Source organism: Streptomyces sp. B21-105 (assembly GCF_036898465.1).
GTDB lineage: Bacteria > Actinomycetota > Actinomycetes > Streptomycetales > Streptomycetaceae > Streptomyces.
In genome coordinates this window covers 466,983-484,828 of record NZ_JARUMJ010000001.1, presented here as the reverse complement: position 1 = coordinate 484,828, position 17,846 = coordinate 466,983, and the positions used below count along the sequence as shown (strand labels likewise).

General features: G+C 72.5%; 15 protein-coding genes. 2 read left to right on the top strand and 13 right to left on the bottom strand.

Features of this window, described 5'->3' with window-relative positions; genetic code table 11:
• Positions 1–3: 3 nt before the first annotated feature.
• From QA802_RS01945 to QA802_RS01935, 3 genes are all read right to left on the bottom strand, one after another.
• Positions 4–1,065 carry an LLM class flavin-dependent oxidoreductase gene (locus QA802_RS01945; RefSeq protein ID WP_334517629.1) on the bottom strand — a complete coding sequence of 354 codons (1,062 nt, stop codon included), beginning with the start codon at positions 1,063–1,065 and terminating at the stop codon, positions 4–6.
• A gap of 73 nt (positions 1,066–1,138) precedes the next feature.
• Complete coding sequence (locus QA802_RS01940) at positions 1,139–2,644, bottom strand: metallophosphoesterase family protein (protein ID WP_334517627.1); 1,506 nt, start codon at positions 2,642–2,644, stop codon at positions 1,139–1,141.
• Between the two features lie 102 nt (positions 2,645–2,746).
• A complete protein-coding gene (locus tag QA802_RS01935; RefSeq protein WP_334517625.1) occupies positions 2,747–3,574 on the bottom strand; it encodes an MHYT domain-containing protein in 828 nt (275 codons plus the stop codon).
• Positions 3,575–4,043: 469 nt separating this feature from the next.
• Here QA802_RS01935 and QA802_RS01930 point away from each other — a divergent pair, with 469 nt between their 5' ends.
• Positions 4,044–6,443: a M4 family metallopeptidase gene (locus QA802_RS01930; protein WP_334517623.1), complete on the top strand. Its 2,400-nt coding sequence runs from the start codon at positions 4,044–4,046 to the stop codon at positions 6,441–6,443.
• 64 nt (positions 6,444–6,507) lie between these two features.
• On the opposite strand, the gene QA802_RS01925 is transcribed toward QA802_RS01930, so the two are convergent.
• The 3 genes from QA802_RS01925 to QA802_RS01915 all read right to left on the bottom strand — a co-directional run bounded on the left by QA802_RS01925 (position 6,508) and on the right by QA802_RS01915 (position 9,420).
• Complete coding sequence (locus QA802_RS01925; RefSeq protein ID WP_334534245.1) at positions 6,508–7,737, bottom strand: glycoside hydrolase family 64 protein; 1,230 nt, start codon at positions 7,735–7,737, stop codon at positions 6,508–6,510.
• A 142-nt stretch (positions 7,738–7,879) separates the two neighbouring features.
• A complete protein-coding gene (locus tag QA802_RS01920) occupies positions 7,880–8,635 on the bottom strand; it encodes a dienelactone hydrolase family protein (protein WP_334517621.1) in 756 nt (251 codons plus the stop codon).
• 164 nt (positions 8,636–8,799) lie between these two features.
• Positions 8,800–9,420: an L-threonylcarbamoyladenylate synthase gene (locus tag QA802_RS01915; RefSeq protein WP_334517620.1), complete on the bottom strand. Its 621-nt coding sequence runs from the start codon at positions 9,418–9,420 to the stop codon at positions 8,800–8,802.
• A 346-nt stretch (positions 9,421–9,766) separates the two neighbouring features.
• Between QA802_RS01915 and QA802_RS01910 the strand changes: the two genes are divergently transcribed.
• On the top strand, positions 9,767–11,302 hold the full coding sequence (locus QA802_RS01910; protein ID WP_334517619.1) for a helix-turn-helix domain-containing protein: 1,536 nt from the start codon (positions 9,767–9,769) through the stop codon (positions 11,300–11,302).
• 122 nt (positions 11,303–11,424) lie between these two features.
• Here the strand turns inward: QA802_RS01910 and QA802_RS01905 are convergent, their stop codons facing one another.
• The 7 genes from QA802_RS01905 to QA802_RS01875 form a co-directional block, all read right to left on the bottom strand.
• Complete coding sequence (locus QA802_RS01905) at positions 11,425–12,654, bottom strand: cytochrome P450 family protein (RefSeq protein WP_334517618.1); 1,230 nt, start codon at positions 12,652–12,654, stop codon at positions 11,425–11,427.
• Complete coding sequence (locus QA802_RS01900) at positions 12,651–13,919, bottom strand: cytochrome P450 family protein (RefSeq protein WP_334517617.1); 1,269 nt, start codon at positions 13,917–13,919, stop codon at positions 12,651–12,653. The genes QA802_RS01905 and QA802_RS01900 overlap by 4 nt, the downstream gene beginning before the upstream one ends.
• Positions 13,916–14,566 carry a GTP-binding protein gene (locus QA802_RS01895; RefSeq protein ID WP_334517616.1) on the bottom strand — a complete coding sequence of 217 codons (651 nt, stop codon included), beginning with the start codon at positions 14,564–14,566 and terminating at the stop codon, positions 13,916–13,918. Before QA802_RS01895 ends, QA802_RS01900 begins: the two co-directional genes overlap by 4 nt.
• The gene (locus tag QA802_RS01890) at positions 14,535–14,900 is read right to left on the bottom strand and encodes a DUF742 domain-containing protein (protein WP_319171566.1); all 366 of its coding nucleotides are present in this window, start codon (positions 14,898–14,900) and stop codon (positions 14,535–14,537) included. Before QA802_RS01890 ends, QA802_RS01895 begins: the two co-directional genes overlap by 32 nt.
• Positions 14,897–15,319, bottom strand: a complete 423-nt coding sequence (locus QA802_RS01885; RefSeq protein ID WP_319171567.1) for a roadblock/LC7 domain-containing protein — start codon at positions 15,317–15,319, stop codon at positions 14,897–14,899. Before QA802_RS01885 ends, QA802_RS01890 begins: the two co-directional genes overlap by 4 nt.
• Positions 15,316–16,800, bottom strand: coding sequence for an ATP-binding protein (locus QA802_RS01880; RefSeq protein ID WP_334517615.1), 1,485 nt, complete (start codon positions 16,798–16,800; stop codon positions 15,316–15,318). The genes QA802_RS01885 and QA802_RS01880 overlap by 4 nt, the downstream gene beginning before the upstream one ends.
• A gap of 406 nt (positions 16,801–17,206) precedes the next feature.
• Positions 17,207–17,674: a hypothetical protein gene (locus tag QA802_RS01875; protein ID WP_319171569.1), complete on the bottom strand. Its 468-nt coding sequence runs from the start codon at positions 17,672–17,674 to the stop codon at positions 17,207–17,209.
• Positions 17,675–17,846 lie beyond the last annotated feature (172 nt).

The following is a 17,846-nucleotide window of genomic DNA, read 5'->3' as shown; positions in this document are numbered from 1 at the left end:
CCCTCAGACGCTCGCGCCGGGCCGCCACCCCAGGGCCGGGCCGAGCTCAGTCGCCATGTCGGTCAGAATCTGCACGTAGTCCTCGTGCCCGAAGGTGAACGGCAGGGCGAAGGCGACCTCGTCGACCTCGGGGAACGCCGCGTGGGCGTGCAGGCGTTCGGCGATCTCCTCCGACGTGCCGACCAGGTCCGGCGCGAAGAGCAGCCTCGCCGGCCCCTGCGGCGAGGTCGTGCGGGGGAGCCGCTTCGCCGCGAACTCCTCGTACTTCGCACGCTGTTGCGGCGAGGCCGAGTCGGTGGGGACGACCACGAGACCCTGCGAGACACGGGCCGCCGCGCCGTCGGGGTGGGCTGCGCGGAAAGCCCGCACGTGGGAGAGCTGGATCTCGGCGAAGTCCCGTGTGTCGTCCGGGCCTTCGGCCTTGACGACGCTGCTGGTGAGGAAGTTCAAGCCGTGCTCCCCGGCCCACCGCGCCGAGCTCAGGCTGCCCCCGCCGTACCAGAGGCGGCGGCCGAGACCGGGGGAGTGCGGCTGCACCACATCGGAGCTGTATTCCGTATGCGCCTGCCGCCGCGTGGCCTCGAAGCCCTCCACCCCGCTGAAGTCGGTGGCCGGCTTGCCGCGCACGAAGTCCAGCAGCCGGCGCACCCGTTCGTAGCCGAAGTCCTCCGCGTCCGCGGTGTCCGGGTACAGGGCCTCCTTGACCTGGCCGTAGTGCATCGGTGGGCCGACGCTCACACCCGGGTTGAGCCGGCCCCCGGAGAGGACGTCGACGGTGGCCAGATCCTCCGCGAGGCGCAGCGGGTTCTCCCAGCCCAGCGGGATGACCGCGGTGCCGAGTTCGATGCGCCGGGTGCGCTGCGAGGCGGCCGCCAGGACGGCGACGGGGGAGGAGATGCCGTACTGCAGATGACGGTGACGCACCCAGGCGCTGTCGAAGCCGAGCCGTTCGCCGAGCTCGATGACCTCGAGCGTGGTCTCGTGACCCCGTCCCGGATCGTCCGCGTCGAACAGCCCGATGGTGAGGAAGCCCAGCTTGCGCAAGGGGCGAGGGGTCGACGACACGGGGGCTCCTCCATGGTCCGACGGTGTGCGCGGCCGCTCGGCGGTGGTGCGCCGATTGTCGCAGGCGGCGGCCTCAGGCCAGCGGGATGGTGATCTCGTCCTCGACCGGCGGGTCCAGTTCCTGCGCGAGGTTTCCGGTGGCGGCGAAGCAGCGCAGCCGCACCGAATCCGGTGTGACGTCCAGCCGCAGGAAGCACTTGAAGAACGGCGGGCTGTATGTCGCCGAGCCCGGCGAGAACAACTGCGTGTAGATCTTGCGCACCGGCAGCCGGAACCGCTTGCGGCGTTCCGGGCGGCTCCCCGTCCCCAGCAGGCCGGCCAGCAGCCGGATCCGGCGCGTCACCCGGACCTGCGGACCCGGCGTGCGGGTGGGCGGGATGCTTAGGCGTTCGGCGACGACGGCCTGCCCCTCCTCCTCGGTGAGGGCGAAGAAGCGCCGCAGCCGCAGCCGCCGCCCGTAGAGCCTGCTGTAGAAGGCCAGGGAGTCGCCGCGCAGCGGATAGCAGCGGAAGTCCTGCTCGGTGACGCCGGCGACACAGACCCGTGGAATGGTGTGCGTGGCGTGCATGAAGGCGCCCCCGCCGCCGGCGACGACGTACTGCAGGGTCCGGCCGTCCGCCAGACGCACCGGGTAGCGCTGGTAGTTGTGGATGTCGCCGCCTATCGCGGCGACGTAGCGGTGCTCCGGCGCGCTCACGATGTCGTCGACGGTGCCGCCCCCCTCGACGGGGCACGGGTGGTGCTCGCCGTCGACGTACAGGGGCGAGCCCGTGACGAGGATCTTCGGCCGCGGGCCCCGGGACACCTCGCGCAGCCAGGCGCCCTGTTCGGCGTCGAGGCCGCCGAGGAGTCCGGTGTCGATGCCTATGATCCGCACGGGGCCCGCGTCGATCGCCCAGTACGGGCCGGGCTGCACGGCCTGCTGCACCGCCCCGGACCGCAACGCGCGGGCCTCGTCCAGCCGTCGTCCGTCGTGTGCGCGCGGCCGGTGCCACAGCAGGGAGCGCAGCCAGGCACGGGTCAGGGGACGTGCGGCGGGCTCGGCGGACAGGGCCGGGACGTCGCCGCAGAAGACCCGCATGAACGCGCCGAGGTCCTCGTACCAGTCATGGTTGCCCGGTATCGCGTAGACGGGGGCCTGGTAGTCGCGGTACGGACGGAAGAACTTGGGGCCGTAGTCGTCGGCGCTGCCGACCGGGTAGATGACGTCACTGGCCAGGACGGCGAAGGATGTGCCCTGACTCGCCCTCAGAAAGCCCGGCACCACGGCGTACTGGGGATCGTCTCCCTCACCCGTGTCGCCGATGACCATGAAGGAGAACCGGTCCGGGTCCGCGCGCCGGATCACCTTGTCGGCGGGTGCGCCGGCCGCCGTGCGCTGCGCCACCAGGCGGCTGCGGGTACGGCCCGTGGGGTCGCCGAACCAGGAGGCGAGCACGCCGTTGCGGGCGGCCCACAGGAGCCGGGGGTTCAGCCACGAGATCTTCTCGACCCGGCCCGGCATGAGCTGCCGGTACGCGCCTCGGTCGGCACCGCCCCAGCCGGCGCCTTCGGCGGTATCGCGTGAGGAGTCAGACACCGCTGAACCGTAGCAATGCGCCGCAGCACGACGGCAGTCGGGGGACCGGCGGCAGCCGGGTGACCGGCGGCGACGTCGTCCGCGGCGGCCGTGCGGGACCGCTCACTCGCGGCTCCACGACCGGGCGGTCGCCGGGCGTTCGGCCGGTTCCACCGGCGCGTCGGTCCGGTCCGCCCGGGCGGACCGGTTCCATTCGCCGTCGCCCAGCACGAGCAGCGGATCGAACATCACCACCACACCGGCCAGCAGCAGGAAGATCACCGGACCGAGCAGCATCGGCAGCAGCAGCGAGGTCGCCGTGTCGCCGCTCCAGGACGCCGTCGTGTCGTGGACGTGGACGCTGACCGCGGCCATGCCCGTGTAGTGCATGCCCGACACGGCCAGGCCCATCACCAGACTGGCGCCCAGGCTGGTGAGGAAACCGCGGATCGTGACCGCCGCCCACAGGGCGGCGGTCGCGGCGATGACAGCGATCACCACGGAGAGCGCCACCGTCAACGGGGCGTACGACACCTCCCCGTTGAGCTGCATCGCGGCCATGCCCAGGTAGTGCATGGCGGCCACCCCGAGACCGGTGACGGCGCCCGCGAGGGACAACGCGGTGCGGCCGGCGCCGCGGTAGCCCACGATGAACACGCCGACGCCGACCACCACGACCGCCACGGCGAGGCTGAGGACCGTGAGGCCGACGTGGTAGCCGACCCGGGTCTCCGCTACCTGGAAGCCGATCATGGCGATGAAGTGCATGGTCCAGATGCCGCAGCCGATCGACGCGGCGCCCAGCGCCAGCCATCCGGGCTTGAACGACGCGGGGTTGAGCAGTGTCCGCACGATGCAGCGCAGCCCCAGGGCTCCGCCCAGGCAGGCCATCACGTAGGCGGCCACCGGGGTCACCGCCCCGTACCGGAACCCGTCGATGGTGCCTTCCAACGTCAACTCCCCCCAGAGTGACGGACGTTCGTGAAGGAATGTCTACGGGTACGGCGGCGGTCGACGCAAGCCTTTCCGGCAAGTCGGTTCGCGTCGGCCGGGCGGGAGGCGGCTGACGCACAGGTCGTTCACAGTTCTTCGGGGGTGGGACGGCCTGAGGATCTCCGGCACCGAGGGATAACCCTCGAAGCCTCTCGCAGCAGCTGACATGCAACCGACAAGCCTGTCATTCTCCTCGCCAACCGCCGCACGCCGGCGGCACGGTGCCTTCACCGGCGCACGGTCCCCGCACAGCTCGGCTCACCCCGCACAGCTCAGCTCGTCCCGCACAGCTCAGCTCGTCCCGCACAGCTCAGCTCGTCCCGCACAGCACAGCACATGCAGTTCAGCTCGGCTCGTCCCGGACAGCACATCCGTCTGTCCGGTCTGTCACCGGCCGTTCCCCACGGCCGTCGCAGTAGGAGAACGAGTGAGACCCAACCCCCGCAAGCGGACCGCGGTCGGAGCGGCCCTGCTCTCCACCGCAGCCCTCCTGGCCGTCGGCGTCTCGGCGGTCCCGGCAGCCGCGAAGCCCGCGGCCCCCCACCCCGGTCCCGTGCGCACCGGCGCTCTGCCGGCCGACCTGACGCCCGCCCAGCGCACCACGCTGATCAAGGGCGCCGAGGCGAGGACGACGCAGACGGCCGAGACCCTCGGTCTCGGCGCCCAGGAGAAACTGGTCGTCAAGGACGTCGTGAAGGACAACGACGGCACCGTGCACACGCGCTACGAGCGCACCTTCGCCGGTCTGCCCGTCCTGGGCGGCGACCTCGTCGTGCACACGCCCCCGGCCTCGCTCGCCGCCGGCACCGTGAGCACGACCTTCAACAACAACCGCCGTACCGTCTCCGTCGGCTCCACGACCGCGACGTACAGCAAGGCCGCCGCGCAGGCCAAGGCCCTGACGGCCGCCGAGGCGCTCGACGCGAAGGATCCGGCGGCGCAGAGCGCCCGCAAGGTGATCTGGGCCGGGGAGGGCACGCCGAAGCTCGCCTGGGAGACCGTGGTCAGCGGCCTCCAGGACGACGGCACCCCGAGCAAGCTGCACGTGATCACCGACGCCGCCACCGGCGCGAAGCTCGCCCAGTTCGAGGGCGTCGAGACCGGCACCGGCAACAGCCAGTACAGCGGGACCGTCTCCATCGGCACCACGCTGTCAGGCTCGACGTACCAGCTGAACGACACCGCGCGCGGCACGCACAAGACGTACAGCCTCAACAACGGCACGTCCGGCACCGGCACGTTGATGACGGACGCCGACGACACCTGGGGCACCGGCTCCGGCTCCAACACGCAGACCGCCGGCGTCGACGCCCACTACGGCGCCCAGGTGACGTGGGACTTCTACAAGAACACCTTCGGGCGCAGCGGCATCAAGAACGACGGCGTCGCCGCCTACTCCCGCGTCCACTACAGCACGTCGTACGTCAACGCCTTCTGGGACGACGACTGCTTCTGCATGACGTACGGCGACGGTTCCGGCAGCACCCACGCGCTGACCTCGCTGGACGTGGCCGGCCACGAGATGAGCCACGGCGTCACCTCGAACACGGCCGGACTGAACTACTCCGGCGAGCCCGGCGGCCTCAACGAGGCCACCTCCGACATCTTCGGCACCGGCGTCGAGTTCTCCGCCGGCAACTCCTCCGACGTGGGCGACTACCTCATCGGCGAGAAGATCGACATCAACGGCGACGGCACGCCGCTGCGGTACATGGACAAGCCCAGCAAGGACGGCGGCTCCGCCGACAGTTGGTACTCCGGTGTCGGCAACCTCGACGTGCACTACTCGTCGGGTCCGGCGAACCACATGTTCTACCTGCTCTCCGAGGGCAGCGGCACCAAGACGATCAACGGCGTGACCTACAACAGCCCGACCTCCGACGGTGTCGCCGTCGCGGGCATCGGCCGGGCCGCCGCACTGCAGATCTGGTACAAGGCGCTGACGACGTACATGACGTCCAGCACCAACTACGCGGGCGCCCGCACCGCCGCCCTCAACGCGGCAGCCGCGCTGTACGGCTCCAACTCCACCCAGTACGCCGGGGTGGGCAACGCGTTCGCGGGCATCAACGTCGGCGGGCACATCACGGTCCCGTCGACGGGCGTCACGGTCACCAACCCGGGCAGCCGCACCGCCACGGTCGGCACGGCGGTGAACCTGCAGATCTCGGCGAGCAGCACCAACAGCGGCTCCCTGACGTACGCGGCGACCGGGCTGCCCGCCGGCCTGTCGATCAGCAGCTCGACCGGGCTGATCTCCGGCACGCCGACCACGGCCGGCTCCTCCAGCACCACCGTCACGGTGACCGACTCGACGGGCGCCACCGGCAGCGCGTCCTTCACCTGGACGGTCAACGCCACCGGCGGCGGCTGCACCGCCACGCAACTGCTGGGCAACGCGGGCTTCGAGTCGGGCAACACCACCTGGACCGCGTCCAGCGGCGTCGTCACCAACTCCAGCAGCCAGGCGGCCCGCACCGGCTCCTACAAGGCCTGGCTCGACGGCTACGGCTCGACCCACACCGACACGCTCTCGCAGTCGGTGACGATCCCGAGCGGCTGCACCAACACCACGTTCACCTTCTACCTGCACGTCGACACGGCCGAGACCACCAGCAGCACCCAGTACGACAAGCTGACGGTCACCGCCGGGTCCACGACCCTGGCCACGTACTCCAACCTCAACGCGGCCTCCGGCTACGTGCAGAAGTCCTTCAGCCTCGGGTCCTTCGCGGGGTCCACCGTGACGCTGAAGTTCTCCGGCGTCGAGGACTCCTCGCTGCAGACCAGCTTCGTGGTGGACGACACGGCCGTCATCACCGGCTGACCCGTCCCCGCAGGCGACGTCCCGCACCCGGTCTCCCTCGGGTGCGGGACGCCGCCGTGTCCGCTCAGCTCAACGGGTCGAGCGTCAGGTAGGCCTGGCGCGGCGACCCGTCGTGGACGAGGGACTCCTGCCGCCCGACGTCGTCGAAGGCGAACGCGTACGCCTTCCCGTCGGCCATCTGCGCATGGATCTTGCGCGCGTAGTGGTTGGTCACCGGGTCCTGATAGAAGGCGGCCGTCGTGGTGTCCGGCTGATCGGGGTTCACCAGCAGGGTGGAGCGGTTGAAGCCCGCGCACAGGGTGCGGGAGATCGGTCCGCGCACCGCGTCGTTGGGGGCGTCCAGCAGCCGGTGGCAGCCGAAGACGCTGGACGCGTCCGGCTTCTGGAAGCTGGTCACGACCGCTCCCGAGGCGTCGGTGAAGTGCAGGACCCCACCGGAGACCCGGCCGTAGTACTTCGTGCCCGGCCGGTCGGCGAACGGGGTGACGGTCAGCGTCGTCATCGCGTACTTCCGCCAGACGCGGTCGACGTAGTCCGCCACGACGTTCGCCGGGAGGGCGCCCGTCTCCACCCCGTACAGCGGGGAGAGGGCGCGCAGGACCGTGCCGTCGGAGCGGGTCTGGACGAGGTTCGCCCAGCCGCCGGGCTGTCCGCGCAAGGCGTTGAAGAACCCGTTGTAGCCGCCCGCCTTGAGATGCCCGGTGCTGAGCGTGCTGCCGTCGGCGCGCTGCACGCCGACCGCGTACGGCGCGGAGAACATGTCGACCTGGGTGCTGTTCAGCCAGAGTCCCGAGTCGTTGAGCGTGTACTCCGACCAGTTGAACAGGATGTTGCGGTTGGGGTCGGCGGGATTCTGCACGGCCGGCTGGACCAGCCCGCCGGTGGTGAGCCTGAAGTCGAGCTTGTGGCCGTAGGAGAAGTAGATCCGCCCGGAGAACCTGGGAATGCGGATCGTGGCCGACCCGCCTGCCGCGGGGCCGGCGATCGACGCGTCGGGCGCCGGGGCGGGGGGCGTGCCCCCGGCGGGCCACGCGTGGAAGCCTCCGCCCGCGTCCGCCCAGCCCTGCCGGCCGGTCGTCAGCAGGGTGCCGAGGTTGTAGACGTAGAGCTGTTCGGCGCGGCCCGAGTTGTTGGTGATCTTCAGGGGGACGGTGTCGGAGACGGCGGCCCCGGCCGGTGGGCCGAAGGTGAGCAGCGCGCCGACGAGGGCGACGGCTCCCACCAGTCTGAGGGCGGTCCTTGTGCGCACTCTCCACCTCCGTGCGGGTAGGCCTGTGGGGTTGGTCCGTACCATGCTGAGAGCGCTCTCAACGTTGCACCGGGTTGTGCTCATGTCAACGAGTCCCGCAAAAAACGATGTCCGCAAAAACGATGTCCGTGAAAGACGACGCCCGCGGCTCGTCCCGGCCGCGGGCGTCCCGGTCGTCGACGCAGGCTCAGAGAGTCCGCTTCAGCAGATCCAGCAGCGCGACCCAGTGCCGCTCCGAGGCCTGCTCGTCGTACGACGACGTGTCGGCCTGCGTGTAACCGTGCGGGGCCCCGGCGTAGACCTCACAGGTGTGCCGGACCCCGGCCGCGGTCAGGGCCTCCTCGAAGCGCTCGATCTGCTCGGGCGGCAGACCCGGGTCGTCGTCGGCGTGGCCGAAGTAGACCTCGGCCGTGACACGTCCGGCGGCCAGGTGGGGGCTGTCCGGCGCGTCGGTCACCAGCCGGCTGCCGTGGAAGCCCGCCGCCGCCGCGACCCGGTCCGGATGCGCGCCGGCGGTCGCCAGGACGAGCCGGGCGCCCATGCAGTATCCGGTCACCGCGACCGGGCCGTCCGCGACCAGCGCGCTCTGCTCCATCCACCGCAGATAGGCGTCGGCGTCCCGGACGATCAGCTCGGGCGTCAGCGCCAGCACGAGCGGGTACAGCGTCTCGAAGATCTCCGGCCGCGCGGCCGGGTCGATGAACGCGGGCAACTCCATGACGGGGGCGCGCCCGTGACGGTAGAACAGGTTGGGAACCAGCACCGCGTAGCCGGCTTCGGCGAGCCGGTCGGCCATCGACCGCAGCTGCGGCCGGAGGCCGAACGCGTCCTGGTAGAGCAGAACGCCCGGGCGGGGCGCGCCGTCACCGGGATGCGCCAGATAGGCGTCGGCCACACCGTCCCCGGTGGGGATGTCCAGTGCTGTTCCCTGTACGGAGGTCATGGGGGGCTCCTCAGCGCGATGCACGGCGGCGAGCGTGCGGTCGGCCCGGTGGGGGCCGGGCGGCGCCCATCGTTGCACGCGCCGTCCGTCCGCGACCGAGGGCCCCGGGCCCGGGACCGCTACTCGAACCGGGGGTTCGAGTAGCGGTCCCGGGCCCGGGACCGCTACTCGAACCGGGAGGCGTCGCCCGCCCCGTACCGGACGATCTGCGCCTCGCCCTCGGAGAAGTCGATCACGGTCGTGGGCTCGGTGCCGCACTCGCCGGAGTCGAGCACACCGTCCACCACGTGGTCGAGCCGGTCCTTGATCTCCCAGCCCTGCGTCATCGGCTCGTCCTCGCCGGGCAGCAGCAGGGTGCTGGACAGCAGCGGGTCCCCGAGCTCGGCGAGCAGCGCCTGGGTGACGACATGGTCCGGGATGCGCACGCCCACCGTCTTCTTCTTCGGATGCTGGAGCATGCGCGGCACCTCCTTCGTCGCCGGGAGGATGAAGGTGTAGCTGCCGGGCGTCGACGCCTTGATCGCCCGGAACACGTCCTTGTCCACCCGCACGAACTGGCCGAGCTGCGCGAAGTCCTGGCACACCAGGGTGAAGTGGTGTCGGTCGTCCAGCTCGCGGATGGCCCGGATCCGGTCGATGCCGTCCTTGCTGCCCAGGCGGCAGCCCAGCGCGTAGCAGGAATCCGTCGGGTACGCGATCAGCGCGTCCGACCGGATGGCGGCCGCGACCTGGGAGATGGTGCGCGGCTGGGGGTTGTCGGGGTGCACGTCGTAGTACTTCGCCATTGGCCGAGCTTATGCCGTCCGCCCGGCGGGAGCCCGCGCAGGGCCGTCGCACCGCCCGCCGGTGTCCCAGCCCGGTGACCCCGCACGGTGACCTGCCGGGTCGTCCCGCCCGGTCACCGTGCCCAGTCGTCCCGCCCTGGTCACCCTGCCCGGTGACCGGCTCGGCGGCCGGGCTCGGTCGCCTCGGCCGGCCGCGGGCCGGGGAGGCCGGGGCAGCCATCGATGTGCCGGATCCGTGCCGCTTTGTCGCCGGCGCCGCTCGTTCCGAGCCGGGTGAGGTAACGTCCCTGACCGATATGACTGGTTCGGCCCGCGCGGGCCGTGAAGGGACGAGGAGAGCGCCGACATGGCCGGCCGGGATGACGACAACCTCCGCTCCGGTGCGCCGGACGACGCCGGACCGGCATGGGCCCAGGCACTCCTCGACCATCTGCGCCCCACCGGACGGGATGTCCCGAGGGTCGTCGAGTGGCTGTCGGCGACCGTCGACGCGTCCGTCTCCCTGCACGACGGCGACGGCACCCTGGTCGCCGGACCGCCCATCCCCGTCGACGAGACCCTGGCGGCCGACATCGCCGGCGGCCGCCTGGCCTCCGCAGCCTGGGAGGGCGAGGGCCGCTACGCGCGCCTGGTCCGGGTCGAACTCCCGGGGCCCGCCTCGGTCGGGGTGCTCGCGGTGAGCCGGACGAGCCCCTTCGACCGACGCGCCTTCGACATCGTCACGCACACCGTGGGCGTCCTCGAACTCCTCCTGCGGGCGCAGGAGACCGCGGCGACCGGACGCCGCCTGGCCCGCGCCACCGCCGACCTCCGGCTGGCCATCCTGCAACTGCTCATGGTCGAGGACGTCGTCGCCGCCCGCCGGGTCGCCGCCGGCCTGTGGCCCCGCCTCCTCGACACCGAGACCGCCTGCGTCTACGTCGTCGAGAGCAGCCCCGAGGAACGCGACCGCCTCGCCGCGGCCTGTCTGGCGGCGACCCACGAGGAGGCCCTCGTCGTACGCTGCCCCGCCATGGACGGGCATGTCATCGTCGTCGTCCCGGACGACGTCGCCGGACCCGCGCTGCGCGCCCTGTGCGGCGGCTACCCCGAGGTGTACCTCGGCGGCAGCGCGCGCCAGAGCCTCGCCCGTACCGCCACCGCCTACGGACAGGCCGTCAGCGCCCTGGCCGTGGCCCGTTTCCGCCCCGGCAGGACGGCCGTCTACGCCGAGCGCACCCACCCCGAGCGGCTGATGGACCCCGACATGCTGCGCACCTGGACGACCCGTCTGCTGCGCCCCCTGGACACCCTGCCGCACCACACCCGCGCGGAACTCCTCGCCACCACCCGGCTGGGCCTGGAGTTCACGGCCGTCAGCGCGGCGAAGGTGCTCGGCGTCAGCCGCAACACGGTCCGCGCCCGCATGGAGCGCGTCGAGAACCTGCTGCGCGCCGACTTCTCCGACCTCACCGTCCGGGCCGGCGTCCACCTCGCCCTGCACACCCAGTTCGGCATCGCCGACGACCGCCCGGGGCCCCCGGCGGCCCCGGTGCGGCTCGGTGAACTGCTCACCGGCCCCGCGCTGCGCTCCTGGGCACTGGAGCTGCTGGCCCGCCTCGACACCGACGGCCGGGACCTGCGGCGCACCCTGCGCGCCTGGATCGTGGCCGGCGGGAACGCCGAGCGGGCCGCCCACCTGCTGGGCGTCCACGCGCAGACCGTCCGCGACCATGTCCGCAGCTCCGAACCCGTCCTGGAACGCCAGTTGCTCGCCGCGGGCAGCGACCTCTACGAGGTCGTCCTCGCCCATGTGGCGGCAGGCGACCTCGACCAGCCCGACCTGCACGGAAGCGGCGACCGGGCGGAATCGGGCCATCCGGACTCACCTGTGCACAGGTGAGTCCTCCGGCCCCCTGGGCGGGCATCGGCACGATTCCCAAGCCGCGCGACAGGCCCGTATTTTCTGAGGAGCCGCGGGGGGTACGACCGGAACGGGGGACCGGTCGCACCCCCGCAGCGGTGTCAGCGCAGCCGCACCGGGATCTCCTGCCAGCCGCTCGCGATGAACGACGGCACCTGCCGCAGCTCCCCCTCCGCCTCGGCCGGCCGCAGCCCGGGGAACCGGTCGAAGAGCGCGGGCAGCGCCGTCAGCGCCTCCATCCGGGCCAGCGGGGAACCGATGCACCGGTGCACCCCGATGCCGAAGGCCAGGTGATCGTCGGCCGCGCGCGCCGCGTCGAACACCTCCGCGTCCGGCCCGTACCGGACCGGGTCCACGTTGGCCGCCGCGTACGTCGTGATGATGGCGTCGCCGGCCGGGATCGTCACATCGCCCACCTTCAGGTCGCTGACCGCGAACCGCAGCGGCAGCGTGGCGATCGACGGGTACAGCCGCAGCGTCTCGTCCACCACCCCGTCCCAGCCGATCTCGCCGCGCCGCACCGCCGCCAGCTGCTCCGGCCGGCGCAGCAGCGCCACCACCGCGTTGCCGATGAGGTTCACCGTCGTCTCGAAGCCGGCGCCGATGACGAGGAGCAGCGTGTACAGCAGCTCCTCGTCGCTGAGCCGGTCGCCGTCCTCGTCCCGCACCCGGATCAGCTCGGTCGTCATGTCGTCGCCGGGGTGCTCGCTCTTGTGGGCGATGAGGGAGCCCAGCACCGTCCCGATCTGCTCCTGCACGAACGCGGCGTGCTCCGGACTCGGGTCGGAAGTGTCCATGATCGCTGCGATGAGCCGTCCGGTGGCGCCCTGCAACTCCTCGGGGACACCGAAGAGTTCGCAGATGATCCGCATCGGCAGCGGATGCGCGAACTCGGCCTTCAGATCGACGGCGGCACCGGCCTCGGCCCGCTCCTCCAGCGCGTCGAGCAGCTCCGCGGTGATCGCCTCCACCCGCTCCCGCAGCGACTCGGTGCGCCGGTGGGTGAAGCTCGGCGCGACCAGCTTGCGCAGCCGGGCGTGGTCGGCGCCGTACGTGGAGAGCATGTTGACGACGCCGACCCAGCCCAGGATCCAGCCCCAGGACGGGTGCTCGCCCAGTTCCGGCCACTGCCGCCAGTGCCGCCGCGGGTCCTTGCTGACCTGCGGGTCCAGGATCAGCGCCTTGAGGGTGTCGTACCCCGTGGGCGCCCACGCGGGGATGCCGCCGGGCAGCTCGACGGGCACGATCGGGCCGAGGGCGCGCAGCCGGGCGCTCTCGGCGTGCACATCGGCGCCGAACGGGTCGAGGACGATGCGGTCGGTCACGGTCACGAACGGACTCCTGAGGGGTCGGAAGCGGGGGAGCGGGGGCTGAAGCGCACGGGCAGCGCGGTCAGCGACCGGTGGAACGGCCCCGGCCGCCAGGCGAGCCGGTCTCGGGGCACGACGGGGTCGAGGTCGGGCAGCCACTGGGTGAGCCGTTCGATCGCCTCGGTGACCAGCAGCAGGGTGTGCTGTCTGACCGGGCAGGCGTGCGGTCCGGCGCCCCACGACAGGTGCGAGGCGTCGTGCGGACGCCGGCCGCCGGCCGCCGTGCGCTGACCGGCCGGGGCGCCGTCCGTACGGTCGGGGAGCCCCAGCGACCCGTACGACACCACCACCGGCACCGCGTCGCGCAGCCACACCCCGTGGAAGGCCACCGGCCTGCGCGCGTAGTAGACGCCGTAGTTCGCCAGCGGCGTCTCGTGGTGCAGCACCTCCACCACCGCGTCCATGACCGGCCGGGCGCCGCTGGTGAGCGTGGAGTAGTACGCCGGATTGCCCAGCACCCGGGACAGCGTGTTGGACAGCAGGTTCGCGGTCGGCTCGTACCCCGCGCCGAGAGTGAGGAACACCTGCCAGGTGACCTCCTCACGGGTCAGTCCCGCCGGGTGTTCCAGCAGCCGGCTGGGCAGGTCGTCGCCGGGCTTCTCGGCCTTGGCGGCGATGAGCTCCAGCACGTACTGCGCGTACTGCGCCTCGCCCTCGACAGCGTGCGCGCCGCCCTCCATCATCTTGCCCAGACCCTCGTTGAGCCGCTCACCCTGGCTGTCCGGGAGCCCGAACAGGTCGTTGAGCACCAGCGCCAGCAGCGGGCGCGCGAAGTCCGCGACCAGATCGGCCTCGCCGCGCGGACCCATGCGCTCGGCCAGCAGCCGCACCGCCCGGTGCACCCGCCCGCGCAGGTCGTGCGGTTCCACCAGGTCGAAGACGTCGATGAGCGTGGTCCGGTAGCGCAGGTGCGCGGGACCGTCGGCGAACAGGGCGTTGGGCCGCCACCGCATCATGCCCAGCACCGGCGCGTCGACGGGGACGGTCGCCTCCCACGCCCGTGGGTCGTGCGAGAAGGTCTCCTCGTCGCGCAGCACGTCCAGCGCCGCCCGCCGGTCGGTGACCACGTACGCCGGTATGCCCGGTGCCAACTCGGCCCAGCCGACGGGTCCTTGCGCGCGCAGCGCGTCGTAGTAGCGCTGCGGATCCGGAGCGAAGCCGTCCTCCCACAGCCGCACGGGCACGGAGCGGGCGAAGTCGATCCGGTCCGGGGTAGGGGCGGTCACCGGGCCTCCACGGGGTCACGGCCGATCAGATGGTCCACGAGCGCGAGCAGCGCGTCGATCGAGGAGTCGCGGTCCCTGGCGTCGCAGGTGACCAGCGGTGTCGTGGGCTCCAGGTCCAGCGCCCGGCGCAGCCGCTCCTCGCCGTGGTGCCGGGGCGCGTCGGGGAAGGCGTTGAAGGCGACCGCGTACGGCAGGCCGCTCTCCTCCACCAGACCCAGCACGTCGAACGAGGCGTCCAGCCGGCGGCTGTCCACGAGCACGAGCGCCCCTAATGCCCCGTAGGCGATGTCGTCCCACAGGCTCCGGAAGCGCTCCTGACCGGGCGTGCCGAACAGATACAGCACGACGCCGCCGGGCAGGCTGATCCGGCCGAAGTCGATGGCGACGGTGGTCGTCGTCTTCTCCCGCACCCCGTCCAGCTCGTCGACCTGCGCGGACGCCTCGGAGAGCGGTTCCTCGGTGTGCAGCGGGCGGATCTCGGAGACGGAGTCGATCAGGGTCGTCTTGCCCACCCCGAACGGGCCGGCGACCAGGATCTTCACCAGGTCACGGGCGGTGTCGGGCAGATGGACGGAACCGGGTCCGGCGGTGCCGGGGCGTGTTTCGCGGCACGCGCTAGGCGCGGAGTCTGAGGGCGCGGAGGCCATCGGCCACTCTCTTCAGCAGGTCGGGGTCGAACCGTTCGGCGGGCGGGATCGGCGCGCGGGCGAGGACCAGATCCCGGTCGACGAGACCGGCCGCCAGCACCCGCACCGCGGAGAACGGCAGTCTCAGCAGCGCCGCCGCCTCCACCACCGCCAGGGAACCGCCCTCGAGGGCGTCCAGCAGGGCGAGTTCGGCGGCCGGGAGCCCGGCGGGCAGCGGTGCGTCGCTGCGGGTGAGCACCGACAGCCGCTCCAGGTGGGGGCGACTGGGCCGGGCCACGCCGCCGGTCGACAGATACGCGGGAACCAGGGGGCGCCCGGCGGGGCGGCCGGTCATGCCGGCGGGGTGTCGTCGGCTCCTCGGGACGGGGCCGTCATCGCCTTCTCGCCCAGCCGGGCCACCTGGGAGTGCACGCGGTGCGCCAGCAGGTCCAGCCGCACCTCGCCGTCGCCGTAGGCGGCCACGCACGTGCCGTGGTCGGTCGGCACGATCAGCACGTACCCGTGGTCGGACTCGATGACGATCTGCCGTACGTCGGCCGTCTCCCGGTCGGCGAAGGCGGCCGCCGCGGTCCGGCAGGCGCCCTGCACGGTGCTGGTGATGGCGGCCACCCGCTCGGCCGACGGCTGGGACAGGGCGTCGGTGTATCCGGTCACGAGCCCGTCCCGGGTCAGCATGACGGCGGCCACCACGTGCGGCACTTGCAGGATCGGTTCCAGCACCCATGCGGTGTCACTCGTGTTGCGGCTGGTCATCGGGCCGCTCCCTCTTCGTCGTCGGTCTGGTCGATGTGGTCGGCGGGCGCCTCCCCCGGGGCGCCGGCAGCGGTGTCCGCGGCAGCGGTGTCCGCGGCAGCGGTGTCCACGACGGGGGTGTCCGCGGCAGCGGCGGCGCGGGCCGCGGCGGTGCCGGACTGCAGTGCGCCGAGCGCGGCGGCTGCGTCCTGCGGGCTGCGCGCCGGACGAGGCTCCGGGGACCGGGCCGGCGTCGGTTGCGGCGCCTGTGCCGACGCTGCGGGCCGGGTGCGGCGTCTGCGCTGCGGCAGGCCGTCGTCCTCGTGCCGGGGCTCGTGATGTCCCGGCGCCGGCTCCTGCTCCGCGGCGCCGGTCTCGGCGCCGTACGCGTGGGCGGGGCGGGGAAGGTCGGGGAGGGCGCCTCGCGCGGTGCGTGTCGTGCGCGGGGCGCTCGCGGCGGGCGGCCGCTCGAGCGGGTCGAGGTGGCTGAGCAGGTGGGTGTCGACCCGCAGCACCGCCCGCACACCGCCGTACGGGGAGGCCGAGGAGACGTCCACGCGCAGGTCGAACTGGCGGGTCAGCCGGCCGATCGCGGCCAGTCCCATGCGGGGCGGGTCGCCGAGGTCGGTCAGCAGGATGGGGTCGTCGCCGGCCACCAGCCGCTGGGCGAGGTCGCGTTCGTCCCGGGTCATGCCGAGGCCCGCGTCGTCGATGGTGACGCACACGCCGTGGGCCACGTGTTCCAGGCCGACCACGACGTCGGTGTCCGGGGAGGAGTGCCTGAGCGCGTTGTCGAGCAGCTCGGCGACGATGATGGCGACCGGTTCTACAGCGTGCGAGACCAGGGCGGTGCCGGGCTCGAGGTGGTTGTGGACCCGGACCCGGTGGTAGCCGGCGAGCCGGGCCTGGCCGCCGGTCACCGCGTCCACCAGGTGGGACTCCTCGCGGGCCAGCCCGACCCAGGCGCCGCACACCACGGCGGTGACCTGCGCGCGCCGCAGCGACTGCTCGTTCTCATGGTCGAGACGGAACAGGATCTGCGCCAACTCCGGTTCGTCGTAGCGCTGTTGGAGCCCGCGCAGCGCGTCCTGCAGCCGGTACAGGGCCGCCTGGATCTCCCGGACGGCGCCGCGCATCCCGGCCTGCGCCGCGGCGTCGACGGTGGTGCGCTGGGCGGCGGTCTCGGCCTGCAGCGCCAGCACCACGTTCTCCAGGGCGATGCCCAGCGGGGTGCCGACGGTCAGCGGCTGGAGCGGGCCCGGCACGGGGACGTGCGGATGGGCGACCCGGCGGGCGGCGGCGGGCACGCGGCGGCTCGCCAGGTGCTCCACCTCCGCCGTGCACGCCTTGAGGGAGCCGTCGAGTCGGGTGCGCAGCGCGGCGATCTCCGCGCGCTGACGGGTCTGCCGCCGCCGTGCGCGCAGCAGCGCGCCGCCCAGGGCGAGCGCGGACAGTGTGCCGGCGGTCAGGCCGCCGGCCACCAGGTCCGGCAATTCGATCATCGATTCGGTCCAGTGGGGGTCGGGCGGGTGCGGGTGGGGATCGTCGTCCTCGGTTGCGGGGGCGGGAGTGCGTCCGATGTGTTCGAACGGGCACTCGCAGCACAGTACACACCGTCATTGATCGATCCCGCACGGTTGAGCGAGACTTCGGCCCCAAAGTGCCCGTCATCTGTTGGCTTCTGCGTCGACTGTCGGAATTGCCGCACGCCGTCGTGGAGTTGGCTCGCCGTTCGGTCGTCGTGCTGCGGCGGCACGGCGGATCCCGTCGAAGGGGGGCGCAGCCCGGCGACCGCTCGGACCGCCGAACGGGGACGCTGCTGTGGTGCGCTCGTCTACTCCGGACTGCGCCGGACGCTCCCGCGTGGTCCGCGACAGGGCGACGCCGGGCCGCCGCGGCCGTGCGGCACTACGGTCCGCACACCGGCCTCAGCACGGCCAGTGTGCCGTTGGCCTGACGCAACGCCAGCTCCAGAGTGGCCGGCGTGTGCAGCGCGCCGCTCCCGTCCGGCGGGACCAGCCACTCCAGGAACCGGGCGGCCCGGTAGGGCGGCGGCACCGCGACCCAGGAGCCCCGGCCGGCGTGCCGCAGTCCCGCCCCGATCCAGCGGCTGCCGGGGTCGGGGGGCAGGAAGAAGCCGACGCGGTGGGCGGCGGTGTCCACGAGCGTGGGCCCCGGCGCGGGACGCGAGGCCTGCCACAGCAGGTCCAGGGTGAGCAGTCCCAGCCGGTCGGGCACGCTCAGCACGTCCCAGTAACGGCCCGCTTCCAGCAGGGTGATCCCGTCGCCCTGGTCCCATTCCCGCTTGCACGACCGCGGATTCGTCGCGGCGGCGGCGAGCCACTCCACGCCGCGCATCCACATCGCATCGATCATGTCGGCATCGCATCGCTCATGTCGGCTCCGTGTGACTCCACCGGCGACCGCATGCCGCCCGCCCAGCTGCATGCTTGTAGATATTTCTACGTGGCGGAAGGGGTGGCGGACCCTGGCGTTTCGGTCTGTTTCGTTCGAGCCCCGCGCCACTGTTCGGGCCCGCCTCCGCTCC

Coding starts and splice junctions, on each gene's coding strand:
- QA802_RS01885 (WP_319171567.1), bottom strand. CDS start 15,319: ATGACCAGCCGCAACACGAGTGACACCGCATGGGTGCTGGAACCGATC.
- QA802_RS01890 (WP_319171566.1), bottom strand. CDS start 14,900: ATGACCGGCCGCCCCGCCGGGCGCCCCCTGGTTCCCGCGTATCTGTCG.
- QA802_RS01925 (WP_334534245.1), bottom strand. CDS start 7,737: ATGGTACGGACCAACCCCACAGGCCTACCCGCACGGAGGTGGAGAGTG.
- QA802_RS01875 (WP_319171569.1), bottom strand. CDS start 17,674: ATGATCGATGCGATGTGGATGCGCGGCGTGGAGTGGCTCGCCGCCGCC.
- QA802_RS01920 (WP_334517621.1), bottom strand. CDS start 8,635: ATGACCTCCGTACAGGGAACAGCACTGGACATCCCCACCGGGGACGGT.
- QA802_RS01910 (WP_334517619.1), top strand. CDS start 9,767: ATGGCCGGCCGGGATGACGACAACCTCCGCTCCGGTGCGCCGGACGAC.
- QA802_RS01880 (WP_334517615.1), bottom strand. CDS start 16,800: ATGATCGAATTGCCGGACCTGGTGGCCGGCGGCCTGACCGCCGGCACA.
- QA802_RS01915 (WP_334517620.1), bottom strand. CDS start 9,420: ATGGCGAAGTACTACGACGTGCACCCCGACAACCCCCAGCCGCGCACC.
- QA802_RS01895 (WP_334517616.1), bottom strand. CDS start 14,566: ATGGCCTCCGCGCCCTCAGACTCCGCGCCTAGCGCGTGCCGCGAAACA.